The sequence below is a fragment of the Mesorhizobium sp. M7A.F.Ca.MR.176.00.0.0 genome, assembly GCF_004023165.1.
Classification (GTDB): domain Bacteria; phylum Pseudomonadota; class Alphaproteobacteria; order Rhizobiales; family Rhizobiaceae; genus Mesorhizobium.
The window spans coordinates 6,794-20,125 of record NZ_RZTC01000069.1 but is presented as its reverse complement, the minus strand read 5'-3'; the positions used below and the strand labels follow the sequence as shown (position 1 = coordinate 20,125).

General features: G+C 62.8%; 14 protein-coding genes. 6 read left to right on the top strand and 8 right to left on the bottom strand.

Annotated features, from left to right (window positions below; translation table 11 throughout):
• Positions 1-66: 66 nt before the first annotated feature.
• Together EOB59_RS21840 and EOB59_RS21830 are read right to left on the bottom strand one after the other, a co-directional pair.
• Positions 67-588, bottom strand: a complete 522-nt coding sequence (locus tag EOB59_RS21840) for an AraC family transcriptional regulator (RefSeq protein ID WP_127809445.1) — start codon at positions 586-588, stop codon at positions 67-69.
• Between the two features lie 655 nt (positions 589-1,243).
• Positions 1,244-1,447, bottom strand: a complete 204-nt coding sequence (locus tag EOB59_RS21830; RefSeq protein WP_164749109.1) for a hypothetical protein — start codon at positions 1,445-1,447, stop codon at positions 1,244-1,246.
• A gap of 305 nt (positions 1,448-1,752) precedes the next feature.
• Here EOB59_RS21830 and EOB59_RS21825 point away from each other — a divergent pair, with 305 nt between their 5' ends.
• The 5 genes from EOB59_RS21825 (at position 1,753) to EOB59_RS21805 (ending at position 6,839) form a co-directional block, all read left to right on the top strand.
• Positions 1,753-3,216 (top strand): phosphatidylserine/phosphatidylglycerophosphate/cardiolipin synthase family protein, encoded by a 1,464-nt coding sequence (locus EOB59_RS21825; RefSeq protein WP_127809444.1) that lies wholly within the window; start codon positions 1,753-1,755, stop codon positions 3,214-3,216.
• 110 nt (positions 3,217-3,326) lie between these two features.
• The gene (locus tag EOB59_RS21820; RefSeq protein WP_127320291.1) at positions 3,327-4,175 is read left to right on the top strand and encodes an endonuclease/exonuclease/phosphatase family protein; all 849 of its coding nucleotides are present in this window, start codon (positions 3,327-3,329) and stop codon (positions 4,173-4,175) included.
• Positions 4,176-4,237: 62 nt separating this feature from the next.
• Positions 4,238-4,573 (top strand): hypothetical protein, encoded by a 336-nt coding sequence (locus tag EOB59_RS21815; protein ID WP_127809442.1) that lies wholly within the window; start codon positions 4,238-4,240, stop codon positions 4,571-4,573.
• A 372-nt stretch (positions 4,574-4,945) separates the two neighbouring features.
• Positions 4,946-5,818, top strand: coding sequence for a hypothetical protein (locus EOB59_RS21810; RefSeq protein ID WP_128289216.1), 873 nt, complete (start codon positions 4,946-4,948; stop codon positions 5,816-5,818).
• Between the two features lie 154 nt (positions 5,819-5,972).
• Complete coding sequence (locus EOB59_RS21805; protein WP_128289215.1) at positions 5,973-6,839, top strand: hypothetical protein; 867 nt, start codon at positions 5,973-5,975, stop codon at positions 6,837-6,839.
• A 46-nt stretch (positions 6,840-6,885) separates the two neighbouring features.
• On the opposite strand, the gene EOB59_RS21800 is transcribed toward EOB59_RS21805, so the two are convergent.
• From EOB59_RS21800 to EOB59_RS21780, 5 genes are all read right to left on the bottom strand, one after another.
• On the bottom strand, positions 6,886-8,421 hold the full coding sequence (locus EOB59_RS21800; RefSeq protein WP_174800350.1) for an aldehyde dehydrogenase family protein: 1,536 nt from the start codon (positions 8,419-8,421) through the stop codon (positions 6,886-6,888).
• Positions 8,422-8,637: 216 nt separating this feature from the next.
• On the bottom strand, positions 8,638-9,912 hold the full coding sequence (locus EOB59_RS21795) for an RNA polymerase sigma factor (RefSeq protein ID WP_127809438.1): 1,275 nt from the start codon (positions 9,910-9,912) through the stop codon (positions 8,638-8,640).
• Positions 9,909-10,283 (bottom strand): YciI family protein, encoded by a 375-nt coding sequence (locus tag EOB59_RS21790; protein ID WP_128289214.1) that lies wholly within the window; start codon positions 10,281-10,283, stop codon positions 9,909-9,911. The genes EOB59_RS21795 and EOB59_RS21790 overlap by 4 nt, the downstream gene beginning before the upstream one ends.
• Before the next feature lie 108 nt (positions 10,284-10,391).
• On the bottom strand, positions 10,392-11,498 hold the full coding sequence (locus EOB59_RS21785; protein ID WP_128289213.1) for a DNA topoisomerase IB: 1,107 nt from the start codon (positions 11,496-11,498) through the stop codon (positions 10,392-10,394).
• A gap of 99 nt (positions 11,499-11,597) precedes the next feature.
• Positions 11,598-12,476, bottom strand: coding sequence for a glycosyltransferase family A protein (locus EOB59_RS21780; RefSeq protein ID WP_245486700.1), 879 nt, complete (start codon positions 12,474-12,476; stop codon positions 11,598-11,600).
• Between EOB59_RS21780 and EOB59_RS36555 the strand changes: the two genes are divergently transcribed.
• On the top strand, positions 12,445-12,621 hold the full coding sequence (locus EOB59_RS36555) for a hypothetical protein (RefSeq protein ID WP_245463595.1): 177 nt from the start codon (positions 12,445-12,447) through the stop codon (positions 12,619-12,621). The two genes, EOB59_RS21780 and EOB59_RS36555, sit on opposite strands and share 32 nt — an antisense overlap.
• Positions 12,622-12,679: 58 nt before the next feature.
• On the opposite strand, the gene EOB59_RS21775 is transcribed toward EOB59_RS36555, so the two are convergent.
• Positions 12,680-13,332, bottom strand: a 653-nt coding sequence (locus EOB59_RS21775) for a transglutaminase family protein (protein WP_245486699.1), incomplete at its 5' end; no start/stop codon positions are given.

The window sequence follows — 13,332 nt, the reverse complement described above, 5'->3', positions numbered from 1 at the left end:
TTAACGGCTTGTTACCTTAGCCAATGCTTTAAAACCAAGAAATAAAGCAACGACCTAAGCGCCGCCTCATCTAACCTTGGCGTTAAGCTTGCCCACCCGCAGCTGCAGCGGCGTCACCTGGCGGTATTTCTTCATCACGGTGGTAAAATGGCTCTGGCTTGAAAATCCGCAGGAATGCGCGATGTCGGCGATCGTCATGCGGCTGTCGGCAAGCAGTCTTTCAGCCAAATCCAGCCGCAGCTCGAGGACATACTGGTGCGGCGGCACCCCGAACGTCCTCGAGAAAGCCCGCATGAAGTGGTACGGCGAAAGCTCGCAAACAGCGGCCATTTCGGCAAGCGCCAGCTTGCGCGTAAAGTTCTTGTCCAGAAATTCCTGCACGCGGCGTGTGCTGCGGACCGAAAGTCCGCCTTTCGCGTTGAGCGTCGGCTGTCGCAGATTGGTTCCGGAAGCCGGTCCGGGGAAACCATCATCACCCGGCATTTTTCGGCCTCCTGACACGTCCCAGATGAGGTTCAACCGGAGGCCTTCCTCCTCGTTCCCCCGAAAAACAATTCGTGATTGATCGAAGCCGACCGGCATCGCCATTCATCGGATCGTTCCGGCCGGACGGCGAACGATGAATGTCTGCGAGACGGGATCGCGGACGGAGGATATGACACTCCCCCGCGCGGTGACCCTCCTGGGCCCGGCGCTTTCAGGAATTATGTCCAGGACAAATCGAGCTGTCCGTTCTCGATTGACGCCCCGGGAAACGCCGCTTTCCCGAGCATCGTCCGTATTTTTCATTGCCTGGCCTCAGCCGCTTGTCCGCCGCCTGAAATCCCCCTTAGCCCGACCCGGATCCAACGTAACGCACATGGCGCGGAGTGTGAATAACATCCGTACGCAAAGAAAAAATTTTGTTCGGGATAAGAAGACGGACCAGTCAACAAGGCAAGGGCTGGACCATTTCGGAACCTTCGCCGGCGCATTGGCTGACGGAGCATCAAACGAAAAACCCGCCTGTTCGGCGGGTCACTGGCGCAAATCAGCACCATGCACGAATTTATACCTTAGCTGAGGTCACCGAGTCAAGAAAAAATTCCTATCGTGAAAGCTGCCCGCGCAAAAGCTGCCACACCGAGCCCGCTGCCGCGAGGCCTCTGGTTGGCCTGAGTTCGGAGCCCTGCTTCAGGTTTGGACAATTCGACCAATTCAGCAGCCCTTCAAGGCAATGCAGAGCTACCCGATTTGCTGCCGGTCATTGCAGATCGTCGCGACGATTCTCGTACAAATCCCATGTAAGTTCCACAAACCCCAGAAGAACGTCCTCCTCGCTCCACCCGGCAGCGACCGCTGCCTGAACGATCTCACGGACGAGAGGCAGCAATTGGCGTTGGCATTCTGCCGACGTGTCCGCAACTGCGTCATCGCCGGGAGGTCCATCGAAGTTGAATTTCATCATTCAGCGCCCCCCTCGCCATCAATCAAAGTGTTTATATAACTAAATTCATTCCTCCTGATATACAATAGAGGTGGTACCAAAGCATAAGAGGCTTCGGTGGGCCTGGGAAGAACAGGACGATGCCAGGCTTTATGCTTCCCCTGGGTCAGGTTTGTCCTTCTGAACAGGATCTATCGGGGTGCTTCAACCCATCGATCTCTGCGGCCGGTCGAACTCTTCAGCCAAGGCCGCATGCCACCATCCACCGAATGCACGGCACGAGCGGCTGCATTGCCTTCTGCAACCGCTCGCTGGATAGTCTCGGCATGTTGGCGACCCTGGCGACTCACTGGCCGCAAATTCTGGCGATCATCTCCGTGGTGATGGCGACGCTCGGCATCGTCCATGCCGTCATGACCAAGGAAGATGTCCGCGCCGCCACCGGCTGGGTCGGCGTGATGGTGCTGTCCCCGATCCTCGGCGTGCTGATCTATGCCGTCGCCGGCATCAACCGCATTCGCCGCGCCACGATCACCGCCCAGCGCCCGTTTGCCGATGGCGCGGTGTCCGCCAAGCACGAGCGCGACGTCGCTGTCGAAGAGGCTCTGATCGTCGAGCGCTACGGGCAACGGTTCACGGGCTTGCGGACATTGGGCGACAGGGTGGCGCGGCGCGCGCTCAATCCTGGAAATGCAATCGATGTGCTGGAGACCGGCGACGAGGCCTATGCCGCCATGTGCGCGGCCATCGATGGTGCCGAGCGCAGCGTCCTGCTCGAGACCTATATTTTCGACAATGACGCCGTCGGCCTGCTCTTCGTCCAGGCGCTTGCCGGCGCCGTCCACCGAGGCGTCACCGTCCGCGTGCTGATCGATGCCGTCGGCGCCCGCTACTCGGTGCCGAGCATCCTGGGGCATTTGCGCGAGGCCAACATCCCCGCCGATGTCTTCAACGGCAACATCGTCATGGGCCTGCGCCTGCCCTACGCCAATCTGAGGACCCACCGGAAGATCCTGGTGGTCGACGGCATCGCCGCCTTCACCGGGGGCATGAACATCCGAAAAGGCTTCTCCGCCGAATTCGCCGGCTCCAACAGCGCCAGGGACACACATTTCCGGGTGACCGGTCCGATCGTCGCCGACCTCTTTTCGGTTGCCGCCGAGGACTGGCGCTTCGCCACCAACGAGGCGCTGAAAGGCGACGCCTGGCGCATCGCCCCGCTGTCGCCGTCGCCAGGCGCACCGATGATGGTGCGGGCGGTCGCTTCCGGCCCGGATGCCAGCAACGAGACCAACCACAAGCTGCTGATCGGTGCATTCTCGGTCGCCCGCAAGTCTATACGCGTGATGTCGCCCTATTTCCTGCCGGATCGGGAACTGATCAGCGCGCTGATCACCGCCGGCAGGCGCGGGGTCGAAATCGACATCGTGGTGCCGGCGGTGAACAATCTTTTCCTCGTCGACCGCGCGATGATGGCGCAGTTCGATCAGGTGCTCAAACACTATTGCCGTGTCTGGCGCACCGAGGGACCGTTCGACCATTCGAAGCTGCTTTCGATCGACGGAGTGTGGGCCTATGTCGGCTCTTCCAATCTAGACGCCCGATCGCTGCGGCTGAATTTCGAGATCGACTTGGAGGTGCTCGATGCCGGCTTTGCCAGCGAGATCGAGGCGCGGATCGGGTCGGCGATCGCCTCCGCCGTGCCGGTGACGCTGGAAGCCTTGCGAGCCCGGCCGTTTCTTATCAGGCTGTTCGACCGGGTATTGTGGCTCGGTTCACCCTATCTCTAAGGCGGAGGTGCGCTTGAGGAACTCGTCCGTCATGGAACATACGCGGAAATTGCCTATTTTCACTGTATCCGGCTTCTGAATTGATGCCAGCGAGGACGAGCAGCACAGAGATGCACAGAATTGGACGCAGCCTCCCGGCAAGCATGCTTCTGTCCCTTCGTGACCGCCGGATGCAGAAAGCGAATGCCGCCGCACTCAAGACGACAGCCACCACCGGCACGCTGGTTGCCTCCTACAATGTCCACAAATGCATCGGCGTCGACAGGAAATTCGACCCGGAACGGACCATCCGCGTCATCCGCGAAATCGATCCGGATCTCATCGCGCTGCAGGAGGCCGACAATCGCTTCGGCGACCGTAATGGGCTTCTCGACCTGCCCCGGCTCGAACGGGAAACCGGCCTGGTTCCGGTGCCGATTTCGGCCACCGGCAAGGGCCATGGCTGGCATGGCAACGTCTTGCTGTTCAAGAAGGGCGTCGTTCGCGACGTGCACCAGATCAAGCTTCCGGGACTGGAGCCGCGCGGCGCGGTGGTGGCGGAGATCGACCTCGATGGAAGCCAGACGCTGCGCATCATCGCCGCCCATCTCGGCCTGCTGCGCCGCTCGCGCTCCCAGCAGGCGCGCGTCGTGCTCGACCTGATGAACAGCCCGGACGAAAGACCGACCTTGCTGCTCGGCGACCTCAACGAATGGCGACTTGGCAACCGCTCCGCTCTCAACACGCTGCATGCAACGTTCGGCCCGCAGCCGCCGGCGGTCCCCACCTTCCCGTCGAACCTGCCACTGCTGGCGCTCGACCGGATCATGGCCAACAGGCACGGCATGATTGCCGCCATTAACGCGCATGACACGCCGCTTTCGCGCGTTGCCTCCGACCACCTGCCGCTGACGGCCTTCGTGCGCCTGGAGCGGGTAGACGATAACGCCTTAATGTCTTCCGCGTCGCAAAGCGTGTAAAATTAGACGGAACGCCCAGTTCTTCCCCGAGTTAACATGTCTCGAACGCGCAGGAGGACGAGATGAAAAAGCTGATTCTGGCTTGCCTGTTGGCATTGGCCGCGACAGCGGCGATCACTGCGCCGACGCACGCGGCAAGCGTGACCATCCAGTCCGACGATGACGACCGATATTTGCCGGATGACGATTCCGATAGTGGGATCGTTATTCGCCGTCACCACCGCGATCGCTATTACGACAATCAGTATGATGGCGACCAGGACGTTCAGTATGACAATGGCGGATACCGGTACGGCGAATATCGCCGCCACCACCGGCATCACCGCTGCCACAAAGAACTGGTCAGGCACTGGCGCCACCACCACAGGGTGATCGAAGAGGTCCGCGTCTGCGGCTGATGCCGATCGTACCAACCGGCCGGCCAAAGCTGGCCGGTTTGGTCGCGTATTGGGCGCGAGAGATGATGCCGCCATGGATCAGTTGAAAACGCCCCTGCAGACTGACGCGCGGCGCGGTTCGCGCAGCTGGATGGCTGATTTTGTCGCGATTGCACTTGGCACGGTAACTCACTCTCCACCATCCCCGTCAAGCCGCAGATCACCGGCCCGCTTCCCAGGGCATGACAACCGGTTAGCGGATCCCACCATCAACCGGTCGTGGCCGGCCCCATGTTCGGGTTGGGCTTGCTCTTCGCATTCGGTGCCTCTGGACACAGCTATCGAAGGCTGGAAAATGTAGACGCGACTCCGCTGTTGGAGTTAACTCGGAACATGAGGAGGAAGGCGCTGAATCTGGAAGACATTGCCGGCCATCCGGCCCTGCATCGCTGTGTCCAGGCACAGTCGTTGGCGCTGATCGACATCTATGAAACGAGCCCGCGACTGGCTTCCATTTTCGCCACGCAGCAGCGTTGGCTGATGGGTCATGTCGGCCTTGCCATGCATTTCAGGCGCGATCCGCACGACCGCCGCAAGGAGCTGACGGTATCGCGTTTCATCGAGTTCGTACACCAGCACGCGGTGGCCAGCCGCAACACGGCGGACGCTTTCATCAAGGAGATGCTGCACTATCATGTCGCCGAGTACGTTTCGGGTGGCGACGGGCGCACGCACCCCTTGCAGCCAACGGCGGCAACCGTGCAGACTTTCACCGGCTGGGTCCTTGCTCATCTGCGGACGCTGGATCATCTCGATGGTGCCGACCGGCTGGCCAGCTTCCTGGAGCGGCCCGATATGGTTGCCAGGCTGCAGCCTCTGGTGGCGGACGGCCTGCTTGCCTCCAAGCCGGTGCGCGAGCCCAACCAGACCTTTTCCCTGTTCATCTGGCTCAACAATGGCGGTATCGTCATGGACTGGCTGATGTCGGGCATCGACCCCGATCATGCCGGCCTGGACCGGATTCCGACCAGCGTGGTGTCGATCGGAGATTTCGCCAGATGGCTCAAGCTCTCGCGGACCCACCTCGCCCGCAAGCTGCGCGCTGCCGAGGAACTCGGCAGCATCGGCTGGCTCGGCCAGCGCGGCCATTCGGTGATGTGGGTATCGAACACCTTCTACCAGGAGTACATGACCGTCCAGGCCGCCAAACTGGCCATTGTCGATGCGGCCTTCGACGCCTGTTTTCCAGCCCCGGAAGACCGCTGAAGGATCGGCGCGATCGATATCTGCCCGGACCGAGAACCTTGTCTCCTGGCGATCATAACCTGTTATAGACAGGGCGCGTCTGGACACGGGCCGTGAAGGCTGAAAATGTGATCTGCGTCTTCGTGGCCGTAAGGCTGGATCGGAGCATGGGGGAATGACGCAGACCTTTGACCATATTGCCGGTCACCCGGCATTGCATCGCTGTGTCCGTGCCCAGGCGCAGGCGATGATCCAGGCCTATGGGACGAACCCGAGGCTTGCCTCGATATTTGCCACCCAGCAGCGCTGGTTGATGGCGCATATCGGCCTTGCCCTGCATTTCAGACGGGAGCCCGATGATTACCGCAAGCAGTTGACGGCGGCGCGTTTCATCGACGTCATCCGGGAGAATTCCGTCGCCAGCCGCAACACCGCCGACGCCTTCCTCAAGGAGATGCTGCATTACAATTTCATCGAGCACCTGCCGGCAACACAGGACGGCCGCATCCGCCCCATTCAGCCAACGATGAACACGCTGGAGACGGTTGCCGGCTGGATGATGGCGCACCTGCACACGCTGGACAGTCTCGACGGTGCGAACCGTCTGGCGACGTTTCTGGAGCGGCCCGATGCTCTCGCCAGGGTGCAGCCGCTGGTGGCCGACGGCCTGATCTCCTCCAGCCCCGTGCGCGAGCCCAGGCAGACCTTTTCGCTGTTCACCTGGCTCAACAATGGCGGCGTCGTCATTGACTGGCTGATATCGGGCGTCGATCCCGACCATGCCGGCCTCGCTGAAATACCGACCGGCGTCGTCTCGATCGGCGATTTCGCCAAATGGCTCAAGCTGTCGCGAACCCACCTGGCACGCAAACTGCGGGATGCCGAAGACCTCGGCAGCGTTGGCTGGCTTGGCCAGCGCGGCAATTCGGTGATGTGGGTGTCGGGCGATTTCTACCGGGAATACATGACCGCCCAGGCCGTCAAGCTGGCTATCATCGATGCCGCGTTCGTCAAGGCCTTCGACTCGCCGGCAGGCAGCTGACCGGTGCGGCATCCCCCGTGCGGGGATGCCCAAGCCGGCGAGCCTTTCAGTCGATATCGAATGACACGCCCTGGGCGAGCGGCAGCGCCTTGGAATAGTTCACCGTGTTGGTGGCGCGCCGCATATAGGCCTTCCATGCGTCGGAGCCGCTCTCGCGGCCGCCCCCGGTTTCCTTTTCGCCGCCAAAGGCACCGCCGATCTCGGCGCCCGAGGTACCGATATTGACATTGGCAATGCCGCAATCCGATCCGTCGACACCCAGGAAACGCTCGGATTCCTGCAGGTCTCGGGTGAAGATCGACGAGGATAGGCCTGCCCCCACGGCATTGTGCTCGTCGAGCACCGCGTCGAAATCCGAATATTTCATCACGTAGAGGATCGGTGCGAAGGTCTCTTCCGTGACCGGTGACACCTGGCTTGGCATTTCGACCAGCGCCGGGTGCACGTAGTACGCATCCGGATGGCCGTTCTCGACCCGCGTGCCGCCGGTCACCTTGCCGCCATGGGCAGCGGCTTCCTTCAGCGCCTTCTGCATGGCGTCGAAGGCCGCCTTGTCGATCAGCGGCCCGACCAGCGAGGAGGTCTCCAGCGGATTGCCGACAGACACACTCTCGTAAGCCTTCTTGAGGCGCGGAACCAAGGCGTCGTAGACGCTGTCATGCACGAACAGGCGCCGCAGCGTCGTGCAGCGCTGGCCGGCCGTGCCCATCGCTCCAAACGCAATCGCGCGCAGCGCCATGTCGAGATCGGCGGTCGGGCAGACGATGCCGGCATTGTTGCCGCCGAGTTCCAGCACCGCGCGCGCAAAGCGCTTGGCCAGCCGCGGGCCGACGTCGCGGCCCATGCGGGTCGAGCCGGTTGCCGAAACCAGCGGCACTTTGGGGTGATCGACCAGGATCTCGCCGACGGCGCGGTCGCCGATCAGCACCGGCGCCAGGCCATCAGGTGCGTCCGCGCCGAAGCGCTCGACCGCACGCTTGAAGATAGCCTCGCAGGCAAGTGCGGTCAGCGGCGTCTTTTCCGACGGCTTCCACACCACTGCGTCGCCGCAGACCAGTGCCAGGGCTGCATTCCACGACCACACAGCCACCGGGAAGTTGAAGGCGGAAATGACGCCGACGACGCCGAGCGGATGCCAGGTTTCCATCATCCGATGGCCCGGGCGCTCGGTGGCGATGGTCAGGCCGTACAATTGCCGGGAGAGGCCTACAGCGAAATCGCAGATGTCGATCATCTCCTGCACTTCGCCGAGCCCCTCGGACGGGATCTTGCCGACCTCGATCGAGACCAGCCGGCCAAGCTCGGCCTTGTGCGCGCGCAGCTCCTCGCCGAGCAGCCGCACCAGTTCGCCACGCCGCGGGCCGGGCACCATGCGCCAGGCCTGGAAGGCCTTGTGCGCGGCATCGATGGTCTTAGCCGCTTCGGCCGGCGAGATCGTCCTCAGCGCCGCGATCTGCTCGCCCGTCACCGGGCTGCGCACGATCAGGTCGCCGCCGACAAGCGTCTCCTTGGCCACACCCAGTTTCGCCAGCAGTTCGGTCGTTTCCTTGCCTATCGTCATTCTTGTCCCTTTCAGATCCAGTCGCTCATAATGCATGTCGCCCAAAAGTGCCCCGGTTTTGGAACAACGACATGCACAAAAGGCATGCCGGTCAAAGCCTGGCGTCATGCTGCCCGCGTGCACAAAGGCACCTCAGGCACGATCATCGCGTGGCATTACTCGTTTCAAGGGAAAATCACCACCCCGGCATGGTCTAAGCCCAAACTGCACGATTGAGCCAGATGGGGCAGATGGCGCTCAGTTTGCCTTCTTGGCCGCTGGGCGTACCGCACCGTCCCTGATCAGCCGGTCGATATGCATGCGGATATGTGCCGCTTCCGCCGCCGTGTTTGCAAGCGCTATGGCGCGGTCGAAGGCGACGCGCGCCTCGTCGCCCCGGTCGAGCTGCATCAAGAGGCCCCCCTTGAGGCCGAAAAAATGGAAATAGCCGGAAAGCCGTTCTTCCAGCGGCTCGATCATGGCCAGCGCCTCTGCCGGTCCACGCACCTTCGAGACCGCGACGGCCCGGTTGAGTGTGACCACCGGCGACGGCTGCATCTGCTCCAGCAAGCGATAGAGCAGGTCGATCTCGTTCCAGTCGGTATCCTCGGCCCTTTCGGCCCGCGCGTGCAATGCGGCAATCGCCGCTTGCACCTGGTAGGGGCCGGGCTTGCGATGGCGTAGCGCCTTGTCGACCAGCGCCAGCCCCTCATCGATCATCTTGCGGCTCCACAGGCTGCGATCCTGGTCTTCGAGCAGCACGATCTCGCCGCTCTCGTCGAAACGGGCCGGTGCGCGCGCATGCTGCAGAAGCAACAGCGCCGTCAGCCCCATGATCTCCGCCTCGGTCTGGAACAACCGCAGCAGGAGCCGTGCCAGCCGGATCGCCTCCTCGCACAGCGGTGCGCGGGCCGGCGCCTCGCCGCTGTTGGTCGAATAGCCCTCGTTGAAGACCAAGTAGACCATGGCGGCGACGGCGGCGAGCCGTTCCGACCGCTCGACCGCGCCCGGCGTCTCGAACGGCACGCCGGCGTCCGCAATGCGCGCCTTGGCGCGAGTGATGCGCTGCTCCATGGCGCTTTCGCCAACCAGGAAGGCGCGCGCGATCTGCTTGACCGTAAGACCGGAGACGATGCGCAGCGCCACCGCGATCTGCTGCGTTGCCGGCAGATCAGGATGGCAGCAGATGAACAGCAGCCGCAATATGTCGTCGCGGTAGTGCGCCCCGTCCAGCCGCTCTGCGATATCGCTCTCGGCGTCCTCCAGATCCGAAACCTGGTCTTCCTCCGGCATCGGCGCCTGCTTGGCGCGCTTGCGCACCGCATCGATGCCGCTGTTGCGGCCGACGAAGATCAGCCACGCCGCCGGGTCGCGCGGCGGCCCGTTCTGCGGCCAGTTCTTCAGCGCCCTGAGGCACGCGTCCTGGAAAGCTTCCTCCGCCGTATCGAGATCGCGGAAATAACGCAGCAGCGCACCCATCGCCTGCGGGCGGGCGGCGCTGATCGCGGAGCTGATCCAGGCCATTTCGGTCATGCGGAAACCTTGGCGGGATTGAAGATCGAGACCGGCCGGATCTCATAGGAGCCGCCGCTCGGGTTGACTTCGGAAAGCTCGCGGGCGAACTCCACCGCCTCGTCGAGATCGGCGCATTCGAGCGTGTAGAAGCCGAGGAACTGTTCCTTGGTCTCGGCGAACGGCCCGTCGATGACGACCGATTCGCCCTTGACCTTTCTCAGGGTCGTCGCGGCGGTCGTCGGCAGAAGCCGTGCCACCGGGCCGAGCCGACCAGCCTTGGCGTACTTGTCCTGAACGTCGAGGAGATTGACCATGACCTCGTCGTCCTGTGCCTTGCTCCAGGAGCAGACTACATCTTCGGAGGCATAGCAGAGGATTGCGTAGAGCATGGCTGGTCCTTTTCTCTGTCAAAGGACGAAACAGTAAGACCGATCCCGACACGACGTCGATAAAAAAATCCAGATGTGGACGGATTTGGCCACGGCCAGCCGCGCCGGTCAGCTTTCTCCCAGTTTCAGCCATCGCAGCACGAGAGCTTCCTCGTCATCGAGACCATCGATGGAGCGTTTGCGTTTGTTGGCTTGCGCCATTTCATTCAGCAACCGCCCCTCGGACCACGCTTCGAAGACCTGCGGATGGATATAGCATTTGCGGCAGACGGCACGCGTATTGCCTAGCCGCTCGGCAACCTTGTCGATGACGCTGTTCATCGCCCTGTTTCGCTGCGCCTGGCTTTGCGGCAGTTCCGTTTGGGCAAACAGCGACGCGGCGTGAATGGTGCCGCCCCAGGTGCGGAAATGCTTCGAACTGAAGGCGTCGCCGACCGCCTCACGGATATAGCGGTTGACGTCCTCGGAGCGGACCGGCCGTCTGTTGCCGTCCTCATCGAGATACTGGAACAGCTTCTGGCCTGGCAGGTCCTGCGCGCCGCGCACAATCCTGGCGATGCGGCGGTCGACCAGCTTCAGCTTCCACTCCTTGCCCGACTTGCCCTTGAAGGCAAAGCGCAGGCTTGAACCGACAATATCCACATGCCGGTCGCGCAACGTGGTCAACCCGAAACTCTTGTTGTCGCGGGCGTAGGCGGCATTGCCGACCCGGATCATCGTGTTGTCAAGCAGCCAGACGACCGCGGCGACGACACGCTCGAACGGCAGACCACGACGGCGCAGATCGCTGTCGATCCTGTGCCGCAGGTCCGGCAGGCTCTCGGCGAAAGCAACCAGGCTCGAATATTTGGCACCATCGCGCTCTTCGGCCCATTGCGGATGATAGCGATATTGCTTGCGTCCGCGCTGGTCCCTGCCGGTTGCCTGGATATGGCCGTCCGCGTCCGGCGAAATCCACACATCCGTCCAGGCCGGCGGAATGACGATCGCCTCGATTCGGGCCCTGGTAGTGTCCGAAACTGTTCCTCCGTCCGGTCCCTTGTAGGAGAACCCCTTGCCTGTTTTCAGCCGCCGGATACCGGGCTCAGCATCACTGACATAGCTAAGCGACGCATGGTCGGCCGAGCTTTGTGCCCCGTTTTTGGGCGCACCATCTGGCGATACAGCGTCCTCGCCAGCCGGTCGGCCGGGCGACAATCCGGATTTTTGCAACATGTCGGCTCCACGCGAATTCCGTAGATAAGCCACTGGCCGACCCCTGGTTCCACCCGCCGTCCGAAAAGCGCCTCGCGCCGATATCGCGCTGGCCGGCGCCTACAGAGCGCCTTGCAGCTTGATCGGCGGCGCCGACAAACGCCGCCGCGCCGCGAGCTTGAACCTGTAGCGCAGGCAGCGCCAAGCTTCTGAGCGCCGCTTCGGCGCGGCCGCGGCTACCGCCAGGAAGCGCGCCGCGGTGCTCAGATCGCCGCGCGCATAGTGGACCCGGGCGATCTTGAGGGCGACAAGCCCTTCCCTGGCCTTGAGCGCCGACAACGGGATGTTGCAGTCGGTGAGTGTGCGCAGTTCCCGGCGCCAGTCCAGAAAGCGCCGCACCGGGTTGAGGGCAAAGCGGTCATCGGAACGTACCGGCGAAACCTCATAGACCATGACAGGTTGCGAGACCATGGCGAGCGATGCCTTGCTCATCAGCCGTGCCCAGAACAGCGTGTCCTCGTCATAGGCCATTCCGATGGGGAACCGCGTCTCGCCGATCAGGGTCCGCGATGCCAGAACGCTGCCCACGGCGACCGAACGTATGTCGCCTTTCACATAGGCCGAGGCATTTGCCAGGCACGCAGCCTGATAGCCGTTCGGCATCTTGATCTGCCGGTCCTGGCCGTTCACCCGTCGCCGGTAGGCACCCACGATCATGTCGGCCTCCGGCTGCTCCCGGGCCTTGCGGAGCAGTGCGCGCAACCCGCCCCGCAGATGCAGGTCGTCGGCATCGATCAGGTAGACCCAGGAATAGACCGCTTCGGCCAGCGCCAAATTGCGGGCACCGCCTGCATCGCGGCATTTGGCCGACAGCACGCGCAGCGGCAACGAGAGTTGTGCCGCGGCCTCCCGCGCGATGGTTGCCGTGCCATCGGTCGACGCATCGTCGACCAGCAATATCTCGCCGATGATCTCGGCCTCGCTGCGTAGCGATGCCAGCGTTGCAGCAATGGTCGCCGCCGCGTTACAGGCAGGAATGACGACGCTGATTGCTCTCAATTACAAAACCTCGCGCCATGCGCTTGAGGATACAACTACCGTCACCCCGAAACGAATACAGACTAGCGGCCGCATCGGTATTTGAGAAGCAGTCTTGTCCATCCCGAATTGCGGCGCAAATACCGCTGCGTGTACGACCTGCTTCAGGCTCTTTCGAGCACGACCGGAATGACGTCGACAGCTTGCTCGCCAACCTGTCCCCCCGTGGTCTTGAGCACGCCGACGATCGGCGCCACGTCCGAATAGTCGCGGCCGTGGCCGACGGTGATATGGTCGTTGCTGGCCCGCATGCCGTTGGTCGGATCGAATTCCTGCCAGCCCGCATCGCGCCCGCACCAGACCTTGACCCAGGCATGCATGGCATCGGCGCCTTCCAGCCGGGGCTTGCCCTTCGGCGGGATGGTGCGCAAGAAGCCGCTGACATAGCCGGCCGGAATACCGAGCCCGCGCAGGCCGGCGATCATGATGTGTGAAAAGTCCTGGCAGACGCCGCGCTTCAACTTGAAGGCATCACTGGCCCGGGTCCGCACCGTTGTCGCTTCGCCGTCATAGGTGAAATCGCGATGGATGCGATTGCACAGGCTCACGGCCGTGCCGGCGGCAGAGCCGGCGATGCTGTCGCGTGCGTAAGCGGTGATCGCATCGTCGATGCCGGCATGGGTGCTGGCCGTCAGGAAGTGGTGCGGTGCATCAGGTGCCAGAGACCGCATCGCGGCGAGTTCTTGCCTCAGCCGGGCGATATCGGGCGACACGTCGAGCCCGGGCTCGGGCCGAGACACCGACACGCGGGCGCTCA

Bases quoted from the DNA above. Each gene is read 5' to 3' on its own strand.
- EOB59_RS21840 (WP_127809445.1), bottom strand. From the start codon at position 588: ATGGCGATGCCGGTCGGCTTCGATCAATCACGAATTGTTTTTCGGGGG.
- EOB59_RS21830 (WP_164749109.1), bottom strand. From the start codon at position 1,447: ATGATGAAATTCAACTTCGATGGACCTCCCGGCGATGACGCAGTTGCG.
- EOB59_RS21825 (WP_127809444.1), top strand. From the start codon at position 1,753: ATGTTGGCGACCCTGGCGACTCACTGGCCGCAAATTCTGGCGATCATC.
- EOB59_RS21820 (WP_127320291.1), top strand. From the start codon at position 3,327: ATGCACAGAATTGGACGCAGCCTCCCGGCAAGCATGCTTCTGTCCCTT.
- EOB59_RS21815 (WP_127809442.1), top strand. From the start codon at position 4,238: ATGAAAAAGCTGATTCTGGCTTGCCTGTTGGCATTGGCCGCGACAGCG.
- EOB59_RS21810 (WP_128289216.1), top strand. From the start codon at position 4,946: ATGAGGAGGAAGGCGCTGAATCTGGAAGACATTGCCGGCCATCCGGCC.
- EOB59_RS21805 (WP_128289215.1), top strand. From the start codon at position 5,973: ATGACGCAGACCTTTGACCATATTGCCGGTCACCCGGCATTGCATCGC.
- EOB59_RS21795 (WP_127809438.1), bottom strand. From the start codon at position 9,912: ATGACCGAAATGGCCTGGATCAGCTCCGCGATCAGCGCCGCCCGCCCG.
- EOB59_RS21790 (WP_128289214.1), bottom strand. From the start codon at position 10,283: ATGCTCTACGCAATCCTCTGCTATGCCTCCGAAGATGTAGTCTGCTCC.
- EOB59_RS21785 (WP_128289213.1), bottom strand. From the start codon at position 11,498: ATGTTGCAAAAATCCGGATTGTCGCCCGGCCGACCGGCTGGCGAGGAC.
- EOB59_RS36555 (WP_245463595.1), top strand. From the start codon at position 12,445: ATGATCTCGGCCTCGCTGCGTAGCGATGCCAGCGTTGCAGCAATGGTC.